This is a genomic window from Ensifer sp., from assembly GCF_031989085.1.
GTDB lineage: Bacteria > Pseudomonadota > Alphaproteobacteria > Rhizobiales > Rhizobiaceae > Ensifer.
Genome location: NZ_DALZXU010000004.1, coordinates 37,465 through 52,737, shown reverse-complemented (window position 1 = coordinate 52,737; position 15,273 = coordinate 37,465). Strand labels below are relative to the sequence as shown.

General features: G+C 63.9%; 14 protein-coding genes. 8 read left to right on the top strand and 6 right to left on the bottom strand.

The window, feature by feature from the left end:
- Window positions 1-101: 101 nt before the first annotated feature.
- The gene (locus tag RTP54_RS19160) at window positions 102-359 is read right to left on the bottom strand and encodes a YMGG-like glycine zipper-containing protein (RefSeq protein ID WP_065780791.1); all 258 of its coding nucleotides are present in this window, start codon (window positions 357-359) and stop codon (window positions 102-104) included.
- Between the two features lie 430 nt (window positions 360-789).
- Between RTP54_RS19160 and RTP54_RS19155 the strand changes: the two genes are divergently transcribed.
- The 4 genes from RTP54_RS19155 to hemA all read left to right on the top strand — a co-directional run bounded on the left by RTP54_RS19155 (window position 790) and on the right by hemA (window position 6,066).
- Window positions 790-1,278, top strand: a complete 489-nt coding sequence (locus tag RTP54_RS19155) for a (2Fe-2S)-binding protein (RefSeq protein ID WP_112805362.1) — start codon at window positions 790-792, stop codon at window positions 1,276-1,278.
- An 83-nt stretch (window positions 1,279-1,361) separates the two neighbouring features.
- Window positions 1,362-3,710 (top strand): xanthine dehydrogenase family protein molybdopterin-binding subunit, encoded by a 2,349-nt coding sequence (locus RTP54_RS19150; RefSeq protein ID WP_312365106.1) that lies wholly within the window; start codon window positions 1,362-1,364, stop codon window positions 3,708-3,710.
- A gap of 15 nt (window positions 3,711-3,725) precedes the next feature.
- Window positions 3,726-4,523 (top strand): xanthine dehydrogenase family protein subunit M, encoded by a 798-nt coding sequence (locus RTP54_RS19145; RefSeq protein ID WP_312365104.1) that lies wholly within the window; start codon window positions 3,726-3,728, stop codon window positions 4,521-4,523.
- 328 nt (window positions 4,524-4,851) lie between these two features.
- On the top strand, window positions 4,852-6,066 hold the full coding sequence (gene hemA / locus RTP54_RS19140; RefSeq protein ID WP_112805356.1) for a 5-aminolevulinate synthase: 1,215 nt from the start codon (window positions 4,852-4,854) through the stop codon (window positions 6,064-6,066).
- A 268-nt stretch (window positions 6,067-6,334) separates the two neighbouring features.
- On the opposite strand, the gene dxr is transcribed toward hemA, so the two are convergent.
- Window positions 6,335-7,510, bottom strand: a complete 1,176-nt coding sequence (gene dxr, locus RTP54_RS19135) for a 1-deoxy-D-xylulose-5-phosphate reductoisomerase (protein WP_112805354.1) — start codon at window positions 7,508-7,510, stop codon at window positions 6,335-6,337.
- 240 nt (window positions 7,511-7,750) lie between these two features.
- Between dxr and RTP54_RS19130 the strand changes: the two genes are divergently transcribed.
- The 3 genes from RTP54_RS19130 (at window position 7,751) to RTP54_RS19120 (ending at window position 9,396) form a co-directional block, all read left to right on the top strand.
- On the top strand, window positions 7,751-8,476 hold the full coding sequence (locus tag RTP54_RS19130; RefSeq protein ID WP_112817803.1) for an META domain-containing protein: 726 nt from the start codon (window positions 7,751-7,753) through the stop codon (window positions 8,474-8,476).
- A gap of 222 nt (window positions 8,477-8,698) precedes the next feature.
- Window positions 8,699-8,860, top strand: a complete 162-nt coding sequence (locus tag RTP54_RS19125) for a Thivi_2564 family membrane protein (protein WP_112805350.1) — start codon at window positions 8,699-8,701, stop codon at window positions 8,858-8,860.
- A 167-nt stretch (window positions 8,861-9,027) separates the two neighbouring features.
- On the top strand, window positions 9,028-9,396 hold the full coding sequence (locus RTP54_RS19120) for a VOC family protein (protein WP_312365097.1): 369 nt from the start codon (window positions 9,028-9,030) through the stop codon (window positions 9,394-9,396).
- A 22-nt stretch (window positions 9,397-9,418) separates the two neighbouring features.
- Here RTP54_RS19120 and RTP54_RS19115 read toward each other — a convergent pair whose 3' ends face one another.
- Window positions 9,419-11,251 carry an ABC transporter ATP-binding protein gene (locus tag RTP54_RS19115; protein WP_112805504.1) on the bottom strand — a complete coding sequence of 611 codons (1,833 nt, stop codon included), beginning with the start codon at window positions 11,249-11,251 and terminating at the stop codon, window positions 9,419-9,421.
- 44 nt (window positions 11,252-11,295) lie between these two features.
- Window positions 11,296-12,495 (bottom strand): aminotransferase class V-fold PLP-dependent enzyme, encoded by a 1,200-nt coding sequence (locus RTP54_RS19110; RefSeq protein WP_312365092.1) that lies wholly within the window; start codon window positions 12,493-12,495, stop codon window positions 11,296-11,298.
- Between the two features lie 229 nt (window positions 12,496-12,724).
- On the opposite strand from RTP54_RS19110, the gene RTP54_RS19105 reads away from it, so the two are divergent.
- A complete protein-coding gene (locus RTP54_RS19105; RefSeq protein WP_112805502.1) occupies window positions 12,725-13,504 on the top strand; it encodes an IclR family transcriptional regulator in 780 nt (259 codons plus the stop codon).
- A 19-nt stretch (window positions 13,505-13,523) separates the two neighbouring features.
- On the opposite strand, the gene RTP54_RS19100 is transcribed toward RTP54_RS19105, so the two are convergent.
- Window positions 13,524-14,015, bottom strand: coding sequence for a RidA family protein (locus RTP54_RS19100; RefSeq protein WP_312365503.1), 492 nt, complete (start codon window positions 14,013-14,015; stop codon window positions 13,524-13,526).
- A gap of 44 nt (window positions 14,016-14,059) precedes the next feature.
- Window positions 14,060-15,271: an amidohydrolase/deacetylase family metallohydrolase gene (locus RTP54_RS19095; RefSeq protein WP_312365090.1), complete on the bottom strand. Its 1,212-nt coding sequence runs from the start codon at window positions 15,269-15,271 to the stop codon at window positions 14,060-14,062.
- Window positions 15,272-15,273: the final 2 nt, after the last annotated feature.

Genomic DNA, 15,273 nt, shown 5'->3' with positions numbered 1-15,273 from the left:
AACGAAAAACCCCTCACGGCGATGCCATGAGGGGTGATGTTCCGTCCGGTCCGCCATGCGGGGCCGGACGTTATGTCGATGCGATCGACCGAGCCTGCGGCTTAGCGCGGGCAGGAGTCGATGTAGCGGCGGCCGTAGCGGTCGCGGTAGTAGCACTGGCCGGGCTGTTCGGTGACATTGCCGATGACCGCGCCGGAAACGCCGCCGATGGCAGCGCCGACAGCCGCGCCACGGACGTCGCCGGTGATCGCGCCGCCGATGATTGCGCCCGAGACGGCGCCGATGCCGGCACCCTTTTCAGTCTGGGTGCAGCTCGCAACCGACAGCGCAACCAGCACAAGTGCGATGGCTTTCTTCATTGTTCTCTCCGATCTCTACGGATCTCAGCCTGTCGCCTCGTCCGTCCCTTGAGTGATTGGCAAAAAGACGGATGTCTTTCTCCACCTGAACTTGCAATTTCAGAAAATAAACCGGCCGCTGTGAATGTCTACAGGAGGTCCGGCGGATTCTCTTCGCCGCCAACATAATGATATCGTTCCTGAACGGGACATGAAGGCGTCATTCCGGCAAACGCAACCATCACGCAAATTTTTTATCGCGGCCGGCGTCCGGGCGGTTGCGACATTCCAAAAAAAGACAATGATACAGACAAGCCACGAGCGTTCCCGGAGGAGCGGGTCTCGCGGCGAAGGGCATCGATAGCAGTTGGCGCGTTCTGGAAGTCGCGTGAACAGATCATCACCCGGCTTTGCGCGCCCGTGTTGGCATTGACCCACCCGGAGGAGCGAAATGGCGAAAATTACAATGACGGTCAACGGCCGTCAGGTGAGCGGTCAGTGCGATGACCGAACGCTGCTGGTGCATTTCATTCGCGAGAACCTTGGACTGACCGGCACCCATGTCGGCTGCGACACGTCGCAATGCGGCGCCTGCGTCGTCCATATGGATGGGCGGTCGATCAAGAGCTGTTCCACCCTCGCCGCGCAGGCGGCGGGCGCTGACATCACCACCATCGAGGGCCTGGCTGCGAACGGCGAGCTGCATCCGGTGCAGGCGGCCTTCAAGGCCAATCACGGCCTACAATGCGGCTTCTGCACGCCGGGCATGGTGATGACCGCCGTCGACATGATCCGCCGGCATGGCGGACAACTCGACGAGGCGACCGTGCGCGCCGAGCTCGAAGGCAATATCTGTCGATGCACCGGCTACCACAACATCGTCAAGTCGATCCTCGCCGCAGCCGCTGAAATGGGCGGGGCCCGCGTCGCTGCCGAATGACATCCGGTCCGCGGCGATGAGTTTGCGCCGCGATCACGTTTCACCGCAGGACTTTCGCTGGATATCTCGGGAGGAGATCGGCAATGGGCGTTGAAGGTATCGGCGCGCGGGTGGCGCGCAAGGAAGACAAGAGGTTCCTGACGGGCAAGGGACGCTACACCGACGACATGTCGGTGCCCGGCATGAAATTTGCGATCTTCGTGCGCAGTCCCTATGCGCATGCGAAAATCAGATCGATCGATGCGACAGCGGCGAAAGCCATGCCCGGCGTGATCGGCGTGCTCGACGGTAAGCAGCTGCTCGCTGACGGCATCGGCAACCTCATCTGCGGCTGGATGATCCATTCCAAGGACGGATCGCCGATGAAGATGGGCGCCTGGCGACCGCTTGCGCATGAGACGGTGCGCTATGTCGGCGATGCCGTCGCCATCGTCGTTGCCGACAGTGTCGCCGAGGCGAAGGATGCGGCCGAAGCCGTCGTCGTCGACTATGAGGAGCTGCCCGTCGTCACCGATGCGACGAAGGCGCTGGAACAGGGCCAGCCGCAGCTGCATCCGGAGGCGCCGAACAATCTGATCTTCGACTGGCAGATCGGCGATCCGGCCGCCACCGACAAGGCGATTGCGGCGGCAGCGCATGTGACCGAGATCACCATCCACAACAACCGCCTGTCGCCGAACCCGATGGAGCCGCGCGCCACGCTCGGGATCTACGACGGCGGCGACGATCATTACACCTGCTACACCACCAGCCAGAACCCGCATGTGGCGCGGCTGGTGATGAGCGCCTTCTACAATGTCGCGCCCGAAAACAAGCTGCGCGTCATCGCCCCCGACGTCGGCGGCGGCTTCGGCTCGAAGATCTACATCTATCCTGAAGAGATCGTCTGTCTCTGGGCGTCCAAGCGCACCGGCGTGCCGGTGAAATGGACCTCCGACCGGACGGAGGCCTTCCTGACGGACGCGCATGGCCGCGACCATCTCTCCAAAGTGAAGATGGCATTCGATGCCAACAACCGGATCATCGGGCTGAAGGTCGACACGGTCGCCAATCTCGGCGCCTATATGTCGCTGTTCTCCTCGGCGGTGCCGACCTATCTCTACGCGACGCTGCTGTCTGGCCAGTACGACATCCCGGCGATCCACGCCAATGTGCGCACGGTCTATACCAACACCGCCCCGGTCGATGCCTATCGCGGCGCCGGCCGGCCGGAAGCGACCTATCTGTTGGAGCGGACGATGGAGACGGCGGCCCGCGAGCTCGGGGTGTCGCCGGCGGAATTGCGGCGGGTGAATTTCATCCGCTCATTCCCGCACCAGACGCCCGTCATCATGAATTACGATGCCGGCGACTACGATGCCTCGCTCGATGCCGCCATGAAGGCGTCCGACTGGAACGGCTTTGCCGCCCGCAAGGCGGAAGCGGCGAGACGAGGCATGAAGCGCGGCATCGGCATGAGCTGCTACATCGAGGCCTGTGGCATCGCGCCGTCGGCGGCGGTCGGATCGCTCGGCGCCGGTGTCGGGCTGTGGGAATCGGCCGAGGTTCGCGTCAATGCCGTCGGGACGATCGAGGTGCTGACCGGCTCGCACAGCCACGGGCAGGGGCATGAAACCACCTTCGCCCAGCTGGTCGCCGACCGTTTCGGCGTGCCGATTGACAGCGTCAACATCGTGCACGGCGATACCGACAAGGTGCAGATGGGCATGGGCACCTATGGCTCGCGCTCGGGTGCCGTCGGCATGTCGGCCGTCGTCAAGGCGCTCGACAAGGTCGAGGCCAAGGCGAAGAAGATCGCCGCCCACCTGATGGAGGCGGATGAAAGCGACATCGTCATCGAGAACGGCGAACTCAAGGTCGCCGGCACCGACAAGTCGGTGCCGTGGTTCCAGATGGCGCTTTCGGCCTATACCGCCCACAACCTGCCATCCGGCATGGAGCCGGGACTGAAGGAGGGCGCCTTCTACGATCCGGCCAACTTCACCTTCCCGGCCGGCTGCTACATCTGCGAGGTCGAGGTCGATCCCGAAACCGGTGTCACCAAGATCATCCAGTTCGTCGCCGCCGACGATTTCGGCAACATCATCAACCCGATGATCGTCGAGGGGCAGGTGCATGGCGGTCTGGCGCAGGGCATCGGCCAGGCGCTGCTCGAGGGCGTTCACTACGATCCGGGCAACGGCCAGCTACTGACGGCGAGCTACATGGACTATGCTATGCCGCGGGCCGACGACCTGCCTTCGTTCACGGTATCGACCTCGAACACGCCCTGCCCGAGCAATCCCCTCGGGATCAAGGGCTGCGGCGAGGCCGGCGCCATCGGTTCGCCGCCGGCGCTGATCAACGCCATCACCGACGCCATCGGCAACAACCGGCTGACGATGCCGGCGACGCCGCAGAAGGTGTGGGCTGCCGCCCACGCCGCCAATTGAGCGGGAGGACGCGCCATGTATGAGACGAATTATCACCGGGCGTCCTCGATTGAAGACGCCGTCAAGCTCAGGCAGGCCGCGGGCGAGGGCAAATACCTCTCCGGCGGCATGACGCTGATACCGACGATGAAGCAGCGGCTTGCCGCTCCGACCGATCTCGTCGACGTCAGGCAGATCCAGGACATGAAGGGCATCAGGGTGACGGGCAGGACTGTCCGGATCGGTGCCGCGACCTCCCATTTCGACGTGGCGTCGTCGGCCGAGCTTGCGGCCGTCTGCCCGGCGATAACAGGGCTCGCCAGCCATATCGGCGACCCGCATGTGCGCCACATGGGCACGATCGGCGGCTCGATCGCCAACAACGATCCGGCCGCCGACTACCCTTCGGCGATGCTGGCGCTCGATGCGACCATTGTCACCGACCGGCGCGAGATTGCCGCCGGCGACTTCTTCACCGGGCTTTTCGAGACGGCGCTGGAGGATGGCGAGCTGGTGACGGCGATCACCTTCGAGGCGCCGGCAAAGGCAGGTTACCAGAAGTTCGCCAACCCGGCGTCGCGCTACGCCATGACCGGCGTCTTCGTGGTGCGGCGGGACAATGGCGATATCCGCGTTGCCGTGACCGGGGCCGGATCGAGCGGCGTCTTCCGCCACAAGGGCATGGAGGCTGCACTTGCCGGCAACTGGTCGCCCGATGCGCTCGCCAGCGTGACGGTCGATGCGTCCGACCTGCTTTCCGATATCCATGCGGATGCGGGCTATCGGGCCAATCTGGTCAAGGTGATGGCAAAACGCGCGGTGGCGGCGGCATGAGCGGATCGGACCCGCTGCGCTGCGACAAAAAGGGGCGGTTTTGGCCGCCCTTTTTTCGTCCAAGCTTGACTTCGATCAAGCTTGACGTGATGAACATGCATTAAAGCTTTCTTTGGAATGTTTCAAAACTAGGGCTGTCCCGGTTGAAACGGTTTCAGGGAAAGCAGCGCAGATGCTCCGGATCAAAAATGCTACGCCAGTTGTGGTGCATTCGTTGGACGGGCAACGCTTGAGGGGCCATTTGCCGCAGTTGGCAGATGCCGGGCATTCCGAGGTTGACCCCAGGCCGCTTTGAATCAAGAAGAGCGGCCGGGCACTGGAGAAAATGATGGATTTCGAGAATTTCTTTAAAACCGAGCTGGACGGGCTGCATCAGGAAGGTCGCTACCGGGTTTTCGCCGATATCGCTCGCCATCGCGGCAACTTCCCGAAAGCGGCGCGCCACACGGCTGAAGGCATCCAGGAAGTCACCGTCTGGTGTTCCAACGACTATCTCGGCATGGGCCAGCATTCCATCGTGACGGAGGCGATGAAGCGCGCCATCGACGAATGCGGCGCCGGCGCCGGCGGTACCCGCAACATCTCCGGAACCAATCACTACCATGTGCTGCTTGAGCGTGAGCTCGCGGATCTGCATGGCAAGGAATCGGCACTTCTGTTCACGTCGGGTTACGTGTCCAACTGGGCCGCGCTCGGAACGCTCTGTTCGAAGATTCCCGGTGTTATCGTCTTCTCAGACGCCGGGAATCACGCTTCGATGATCGAGGGGATCCGTCACTCCAAGTGCGAACGCGTCATCTTCAAGCACAATTCGGTTGCCGACCTCGAAGCCAAGCTTGCTGCAGCCGATCCGCGTGCGCCGAAAATCATCGCCTTTGAATCCGTCTACTCGATGGATGGCGACATTGCCCCGATCAAGGAATTCTGCGACCTCGCCGACAAGTACGGCGCGATGACCTATCTCGACGAAGTGCATGCCGTCGGCATGTACGGTCCGCGCGGCGGCGGCATCGCCGAGCGCGAAGGCCTGATGCACCGCCTGACCGTCATCGAGGGCACGCTCGGCAAGGCCTTCGGCGTCATGGGCGGCTACATCACCGGCTCGACTGCGCTTTGCGATTTCATCCGCTCGTTCGCGTCCGGCTTCATCTTCACGACGGCGCTGCCGCCGACGCTTGCCGCCGGCGCGCTCGCCTCGATCCGCCACTTGAAGGAAAGCCAGGTCGAACGCTTCGCGCACCAGGAGCGCGTGCGCCGGCTGCGCTCGCTGCTCGACCAGCGCGGCATTCCGCACATGCCGAACCCGAGCCATATCGTTCCGGTCATGGTCGGCGATGCCGCCAAGTGCAAGTGGATCTCCGACCTGCTGCTCGACCATTTCGGCGTCTATGTGCAGCCGATCAACTATCCGACGGTGCCGAAGAAGACCGAGCGTCTGCGCATCACTCCGACGCCGCTGCACTCGGATGCGGATATCGACCATCTGGTCGGCGCGTTGCATTCGCTGTGGTCGCGCTGTGCGCTGGCACGGGCTGTCGCGTAAGCTTCGGCTTATGTTTTCAGAAAACTGCCCCTCACCCTAACCCTCTCCCTGCTTGCGGGAAGAGGGGACGAGGACGACGGCGGAGGCTCCGCGTCTGGCGGACGCAGAAGCTGTGTCGGCCTGATGTTGGGGAGCCAAGGCCGAGAACGTCAGCGATTGATTGGAGCGGTTGCAGCAACGTCCCTTCGCCCCGCCTGCGGGGAGAAGGTGCCGGCAGGCGGATGAGGGGCGCACCCCCACGCGATGGCGAAGTGCCCAATCAAGCCAATTATTGCAGCAGCCCGGCCGCCAGTTGCCGGGCTTTTTCGTCGGCGGCGAAGACATCGTCCATGGTGACGGCCGCCGGCAGGTCCGACAGCTTGTCCATGACCTGTTCGACGATTTCCGCCATAGCGAGGAAGCCGACCTTTCCGGCGATGAAGGCTTCAAGCGCCGTTTCCTTGGCACCGTTCAAGACAGCGCCCTGCACGCCGCCCTCTTCCATGGCGCGGCGCGCCAGCCGGATCGCCGGGAAGCGCATCTCATCGGGGGCCTCGAAATCCAGCCGCGACAGCCTGGCGAAGTCGAGCCGCTCGATCGGCAGGTCGCAGCGGCTGGGATAGGAAAGCGCATAGCCGATGGCGGTGCGCATGTCGGGGCAGCCGAGCTGAGCCAGCACCGACCCATCGGTGTAGCCGACCATCGAGTGGATGACCGATTGCGGATGGACGATCACCTCGATCTGCTCCGGCTTCAGCCCGAACAGATGTTTCGCCTCGATCATCTCCAAGGCCTTGTTGAACATGGATGCGCTGTCGATCGAGATCTTCAGGCCCATCGACCAGTTGGGATGGGCGCGGGCGACATCGGCGGTGACGTGTCGCATTTCTTCGAGAGACTTGGTGCGGAAAGGACCGCCGGAGGCGGTGAGGATGATGCGTTCGACGGCGTGGCGCTGGTGCTCTTCCAGCACCTGGAAGATGGCGTTGTGTTCGCTGTCGACCGGCAGCAGCCGGCCGCCGCCCGCCTTCACCGCCTCGATGAACAGGCCACCGGCGGAGACCAGGCATTCCTTGTTGGCAAGCGCGATGTCGGCACCACGGCTGGCGGCGGCGAGTGTCGGGGCAAGGCCGGCATTGCCGACGATCGCCGCCATCACCCAGCCGGCATCACGCTCAGCCGCCTCGATCAGGCCGCTCCTGCCGGATGCGACCGCAATGCCGGTGCCGGCAAGTGCCGCCTTCAGGCTGGCATAGTGGCTGTCGTCGGCGGTGACGGCAAGCTCGGCGCCGTGCACGATCGCTTGGCGCGCCAGAAGCGGAATGTTGCCGTTGCCCGTGAGGGCGACGATCTCGAAGGCGTCGCGACCGCCCAGATGCTCGACGACATCGAGCGTGCTGGTGCCGATGGAGCCGGTCGAGCCGAGGATCGTCAGTCGGCGCTTCGCGTGTTCGCGGGATGCCATGCCAATTCCCATGTTCTTGTTCGCTGTTCCCAGGGGGACGTTCGGCGCATGGCCGTGCCTGCGGCGCTCGCTCCTGCGCCTGGAAGTCGCGTTTTGATTTTGCCGCAAGCCGATGCCGGTCTTGCGGGGTATGGCTAGGCTCTACAGGCGAAATCGACGTGCAACAAGGGCGCGGCCTTCAATCCGACGTGTGATCGGGTTAAGAATCGGGTGACGAGTCGAAGCGCCAAGGAGTTCCCGATGCTGAAAGTCGCCACTGCCCTTTCCTGTGCCTGTGTGCTGATCGAAATGGCCTCGATGCAGACGGTCGCCGCCGAAAACGTGCCGCAGGCGCTGGTCGGTACCTGGCTTGCCGAGGATATCGCCGGCCGCGGCGTCATCGATAATCTGCAGTCAACGCTGGAGATCCGCGACGACGGCACCTATGGCGGCATGGCCGGCTGCAACCATTTCACCGGAACCTTCGGCCTTTCCGGCGCGAAGATAACCTTCGGGCCCGCTGCCTCGACCCGCAAGATGTGCGTGCCGGCGGTGATGGATCAGGAGCGCAAGTTCCTCGACGCGCTGCGCACCGAGCTCACCTGGACGGTGGAAGGCTCCAAGCTGATGCTCGCCAAATCGGCCGGTACACCGGCGCTGACGCTTGCGTCCATGGCGGCAGGCGGAGCGGGCAGCGTCGACATCGCGATTTCGATTCCCGGTGCAGAAACAGTCGATCGCCAGCAGGTGCGCTACGATTGCGGCGGCAAGGCTGTTGATGCCGAGTATATCAATGCCGGCCCCGTCTCGCTCGTCACCTTCACCATCGATGGCAACTTCACCGTCGCGTCCAACGTGATTGCCGCATCGGGCGCAAAATATGTCGGAGGCCAATATATCTGGTGGACGAAGGGCGACGAGGTGACTTTCTACGATGCCACCAAGGGCGACAACGACGCCGGGATCGTCTGCAAGGCGGCGAGTTGATCGGCAGGCTGCCCGCAAAGGCGGCCACCCGGCGTGACGGCGGCCGCGACTGCGGCCGAAAGACCGCTCTACCCCCTCGCGGGGAGCCGCGATCCGGCGCCCGACGGGCTCGCCGATTCGCCACTGGACCGAAATAAGTGTTTGCCGATACTGGAACTTTTCGGCTCGCCTCATAGTTACAAGTGAGACGACTTCGCGTCGCCTTACAAAGGGAGTTTGTCTATGGGGCTTCTCATCAGCATTCTGATCACGTTCCTGGTTATCGTGCTCGTGCTTTATCTGGTCCAGCGCCTGCCGATCGACGGCCGCGCCAAGCAGATCGTCCAGGCGATCGTGCTCATCATCGGCATTATTTCGCTGTTGAAGTACCTGGCTGTCTTCTGACGCAACGGCCGACGTCAACGGTTGGAATGAACCGACAGTGATTTCGCAAGGCCGCCGGCTCCAGTCCTGGAGCGGCGGCTTTTTCGTGTCCTGTTCGGTTCGATGCTGACAGAAATTGACAGTGGCCCACGCTAGCCTGCGATCATCAACAATGGAGATGATCGACGATGCTGAGCCCGAACCTTATCCTGCTTTACGTGGAAGACCCCGAAAAAAGCGCCGCCTTCTATACGCGGCTCTTCGGCCGCGAGCCGGTTGCGGCCTATCCGAGTTATGTCGCCTACGCGCTGGAAAACGGCCTCACCTTCAGCCTCTGGTCCACCGGCGCCGCCAATTTCGTCTCGTCCGGGTACGGCCACCGGATGGAAATCGCCTTCATGGTGACGGATGATGTCGAGGTCGACCGGCTCCACACCGCGTGGCGCGCCGCAGGGGTGGAGATCGAGCAGGAACCGATGACCGCCGTCTTCGGCCGCACCTTCGTCGCGCTCGATCCGGATGGTCATCGCCTGCGTGTCTGCACGCCGGACGAATGACGATACGGATCCCGCGCCTGTCCTAGGCCTGCACGAAGTGCTCGGCCGAAATCTGCCGATATTCCCTGTTGGCCGCGATGTAGTCAGGGGCGCGCATCGGGCTCTTGATCTCGTCGCTCGAGACATTGCGCCTGGTGTGTCGCCGGGTCGGATCGGCGATCGGCACGGCCGCCATCAGCTTGCGGGTATAGGGGTGCTGCGGGTTTTCGAAGATGTCGGCGCGCGGGCCGATCTCGACGATTTCGCCGAGATACATCACGGCGACGCGGTGGCTGACGCGCTCGACCACGGCCATGTCGTGCGAGATGAACAGATAGGCAAGGCCGAGGCTCGCCTGCAGGTCGAGCAGCAGATTGATGACCTGCGCCTTGATCGAGACATCAAGCGCGGAGACGGACTCGTCGGCGACGATGACCTTCGGATCGAGCGCTAAGGCCCGGGCGATGCAGACGCGCTGGCGCTGGCCGCCGGAGAATTCATGCGGATAGCGCGCCGCCATGTCCGCCTGCAGGCCGACACGCTCCAGCAGGTCGGCGACCTTGTCGCGTGCCTGGCTCGCCGTGCCGAGCTTGTGTTCGAGATAGGGTTCGGCGATTGCCGCGCCCACGGTCATGCGCGGATTGAGACTGGCGAACGGATCCTGAAAGATCATCTGCATGGTGCGGCGCATCTCGCGCAGCGCCTTGCTGTCCATCGCCAGCACGTCCTGGCCGTTCAGAACGACCGATCCGCTCTGCGGTTCGATCAGCCGCATGATCGCCCGGCCGGTGGTCGACTTGCCGCAGCCGGATTCGCCGACGAGCGACAGCGTCTCCCCCGGCTGCAGGCTGAAGGAGACGTTCTCGATGGCGTGCACGCGGCCCTGGAGCTTGCCGAGCAGGCCAGCATGGATGTCGAAGCGTTTGACGAGGTTCTTGACCTCGAGGATCGGGCGCGTTTGCGCGACCGTGTTCGTCCCCTCGACCGGCGTATCCGGCAGGCCGGTGGTGCTGTCTATGATGGGAAAACGCAGCGGCTGCGACGTGCCCTTCATCGATCCGAGCATCGGCACGGCCGAGAGCAGCGCCCGGGTATAGGGGTGTTTCGCCCGCAGGAAGATGTCTTCCGTTTGGCCGGTCTCGACCGCTGCGCCGCGGAACATCACCACCGTGCGGTCGGCGATTTCGGCGACGACGCCCATATCGTGAGTGATGAACAGGACCGAGGTTCCTTCCTCCTCCTGCAGCACCTTGATCAGGTCGAGGATCTGTCCCTGGATCGTCACGTCGAGCGCGGTCGTCGGCTCGTCGGCGATCAGCAGCTTCGGGCGGCTGGCAAGCGCCATGGCGATCATCACGCGCTGGCGCATGCCGCCGGAGAAGCGGTGCGGATATTCGTCGAAACGGGAGGCCGCCGAGGGGATGCGGACCTTGTCGAGCAGACGGATGGTTTCGGCCCTTGCCTCCGCCTTGCTCATCGGCCGGTGGCACAGCAGTGCCTCGGAGATCTGATCGCCGATGGTGAACAGCGGATTGAGGCTGGTCATCGGCTCCTGGAAGATCATCGCCACGTCGTTGCCGCGCACGCGGCGCATCTCGTTTTCCGGCAGGTCGAGGATATTGCGGCCGCCGAGCATGACGCGCCCCTCGGTGCGGCTCATGTCCTTCTGCAGAAGACGCATGATCGACAGAGAGGTCACGCTCTTGCCCGAGCCGGATTCGCCGACGATCGCCACCGTCTCGCCCGGCATGACCGAGAAGGAGATGTCCCGCACCACCGGCTTCCAGGCGCCATCGACCAGAAACGAGGTCGTCAGGTTCTCGACCGAAAGCACGGGGTCTTTCGCCGGATTGGTGGCAGCGTCTGTGCGGGTCATGTCTTCCATTCCTTGTCGTTCGGCAACGGTGGCGGCGGGCAGGCTCAGTCGGGCCAGCGCAACAGGCCGGCAAAGCGGCGGGTGTTGCGCTCATGAAGCGGCGTGGCGATGATCTCGTTGGAGCTCTGCGCCTTCGTCAGCTCTTCCGACAGGCGGGTGGCAACGATGGTCTCCTGGCCGGGGTGCAGGTTGCACGGGTCGAGATAGAAGTAGTTATGCTCGACCTCGTGGTCGCGCACGATGATCGGCGGCGTGCCGCGCGCCAGCGCATCGGCAAGGTCCCAGGCGGTGATATGGGCTTCCCGCGGATCGATGTTGATGCGCAGGCGGTCGAGCGGGTTTCCGGTCGGATCGGCCTCGATCACCGGCTTGATGCCGGGGCGGCCATCGAGCGTGTCGCGCCACAGGTTCAGGTAGCCCGCCTCGCGCTCGCGGATGCCCTGGTGATCGCGTGTTTCCCAGGCGATGAGGGCTGCCATGACGCCGAGCATGCTTTCCTTGCCGACCTTCATGCCACGGCCGATGCCGAGGTTCTGCAGGAAGGCGTTGCGCACCAGCGTCTTTTCGCCGGCGACGATGCCCGAGGTCGGACCGCCCAGGAACTTGTGGCCGGAATAGAGAACGATGTCGGCACCCTGCTCGAGGAAGATCTTCAGGTCGTATTCGGACGCGGCATCGACGATGACGGGAACGCCCTTGGCATGGCAGGCCTCGGCGAATTCCTTCAGGCCCACGAGGCCATACTGCACCACGTGGTGGGAGATGACATAGACGGCGGCCGCGGTGCGCTCGTTGATGGCGCCTTCGATATGATAGCGATAGGCCGACGTCGCCTGGCCGACCAGCACCGGCTTGCCGCCGGCAATACGAATTGCCTGGTCGACGGGTGCGCCATAGCTGACCACATGGCCCATCTGGATGATGACTTCGTTTTTCAGTCCGGTGGTGTCGGGCAGGCGCTCGATGGCGGCGAGATCGTTGCCGGTCATGGCACCGGCGACGGCCAGACTGATGCCGGCCGAGCAGGACGCGGTGACGAAGCCGGCCTCGGCCCCCGTCAGCCGGGCAATCACCGGGCTGATCTTGCGCTGCAGGTCGTTGATCTCGACGAATTGCGGCAGTATGCCTGTCATCGCGGCGATCGCCTCCGGGACCACGATCGATGCGCCGAGGCCTGTCATCGTGCCGGATACGTTGATAACGGGACGAAGTCCGAGAGCTTCGCGGATGTCGCGGTCAGGCATGGTGGTCTCCATATGATTTTCTGGCAGTCGTAACCGGCAGGCTATTCCGTTTTCCCGGAATATCTACCATAGTAATGAGATATGAGTGGCGCGGTTCGGATGTCCCGACCGGCCGTGGTTGCGGATGTGGCCGATAGCCGTTGCTGCCCGCCCATCTGTTGCGCATTTCGAATTGCACGGGAGCAGACCCTTGGACAAGACGACGATTGCCGCCGAGCCCGGCGAAGACATGGAGCCGACCGGAAAGACCCGCCGCTCGCGCGTGAGCGGCATGGACCGGGCATTGCAGGTGCTCGACTTCCTCTACGAGACCGGCTCGCCGAGCGGCGTCTACGCCATCGCCAAGGCGGTCGGCGCGCCGCTGTCGACCGCCTATGTCATCGTCGACGACATGGTGGAAAAGAACCTGCTCAGCCGCGATGCCGACGGTCAGGTCTGGCTCGGCGACCGGCTCTACCATTACGGTCTTGCCTATGCGCGCTCGCTCGATTTCCTCGGCGTCGCGACGCGGGAGATGCACGATCTCGGCCGGGAAGTGGCCGAAACCATCCAGCTCTGCGGCCGCGACGGCGACTATATGCAGGTGCTGGCCATGGCCGACGGCCCCGGTCATTTCCAGGTGACCTCCAGGGTCGGCACCCGCGTGCCGCTCAACTGGACGGCATCCGGGCGCCTGCTGGTCGGCCATCTGCCCTCTGACGAACGGCTGGAACTGTTCCGCCGCTGCGCCCGCACGTCGCCGACCGGTCGGGCCGACGTCGATCCGGCAGCCCTGTCGGCCCAGGCGGAGGCGGCGCTGACAGCCAAGCTTTCGATCCAGGCCGGCGAATCCGACTATGCGGTTGCCTGCGTCGCTGCGCCGATCCTCGATGACAAGGGCGGCTGCGTCGCGACCATATCCATCGTTCTGCCGGAGCAGAAGATCCTCGACGATCGCAATTTCTACGCCGATCACGTCAGGGTATCCGCCGAGCGGATCGAGAAGATGATGGGCTGGCGCAGCCATTGATCCGACCTTCCTGTGATCGTCAGTCGTGAAGCGAGACGATCGCTTCGATCTCGACGGTGATGTTGCCGGGGAGCGAGCCGAAACCGACCGCCGAGCGGGCATGCTGGCCCGCTTCGCCGAAGACGTCGACCATCAGGTCGGAGCAGCCGTTGATCACCTGCGGATGATCGGCGAAATCAGGCACGGCGTTGACCATGCCGAGCAGCTTGACGACGCGCTTGACGCGACCGAGGTCGCCGAGCGCATCATGCATCACCGCCAATAGGTTGATGCCCGTCAGCCGGGCGTGCTCATAGGCGCTTTCGACATCGACGTCGGCGCCGACCTTGCCGGCATGGAGATGGCCGTCGACTTCGCGTGGGCCCTGTCCGGAGAGGTAGAGGATATTGCCCTCCTGGACGTGGGTCACGAAATTGGCGATCGGCGGCGGGGCCGGCGGCAGGTCGATGCCGAGCGCTGCGAGCCTCTGGTAGGGCGAAGCCGGCGCACGGCCCTTGGTCTTATGGTCCAAACTGTTCACGCGATATCCTGCCAGTTTCTGTGTTCTGTGATGGTTCAGCGGTAGCTGTAGCCGTGGCTGTGGTCGGGGCATTCCACATGCGGCGGCTGGTATCGGTTTGCCGCCACGACGTCGGTGCCCATGACCGCGTAACGCGGCTCGAAAAGTCGGTTGAGATGCGCCTCGGCGCCGAGCGAATCGAAGACCCGCAGCTCGGAATCGACGAGATCGAACAGGGTGAATTCGGCGCGCGCGCCGACGGCGAGCAGATTGTCCATCGGCAGCCGAATGACCGAAGCGGGCGCCTGGGTGACGGCTTCGACGACCTTTTCGAACGGCATGCCGACGCTCAAGAGCTTCGACATGGTGGTGCCGAGATCCCAGACCGACTGGTTCATGCTGCGCAGATGCACGTCGGTCGAGATCGAGAACGGCAACAGGCCGCGGGCAATGGCGACTTCGGCAACCCGGAACGAGAACGAAGCGCCGCCATGGCCGATGTCGAGGCGGATGCCTTCGCCGGCGCAGCGTTCGGCCAACTCGAACAGGTCCTCGTCCTCGATGATGCTCGATCCGGCCTTGCCGTTGAAGCAATGGGTGACGATGTCGCCGGGGCCGAGGATTTCGAGCACCTCGTCATAGAGAGCCGGCGGCTCGCCGACATGCACCATCATCGGGATCTTCAGGATCTTGGCGATCTTCTTGCCGAGCTTGACCGGGGTGACGCCCCAGGAGCCGGTGATCACATGGCTGGCGCGGACTTTGAGGCCGACGATATGCTCGCGGTTTTCCTGGTAGCAGGCGATGATGCGGTCGATGTCGATCGAGCGGATGTCGCTGAGTTCGCTGACGCGGTTGCAGGCGACGAGGCCGATGGAGCCGAGATTGAGGAAGGCCTTGATGCGTTCGCGGGCCGGCTCGATGATGTATTCGCGGAAGCCGTGGAAATTGGCCTCACCGGCCGAGCCGGCGTCGACGATGGTGGTGACGCCGCGCTCCATGCCGCAGAGCTGCGGCCGGACCGAGATGTCGGTGCCGCCATGCCAGACATGGGCATGCAGGTCGATCCAGCCAGGCGAGATCCAGCCACCCTTGCCGTCGATGCGCTCGGCCCCATCGGGTGCTGTCAAACCATTGCCGATGGCGGCGATAGTGCCGTCGGCGCCGACGAGGATGTCGACGGTTTCGGAAGGGGCCGCCATCCCGAAGGCGACGGGCTTCACGTTGCTGATCAGCACGGGGCTGGCGCTACGGGTTGCGGTGGGCATGG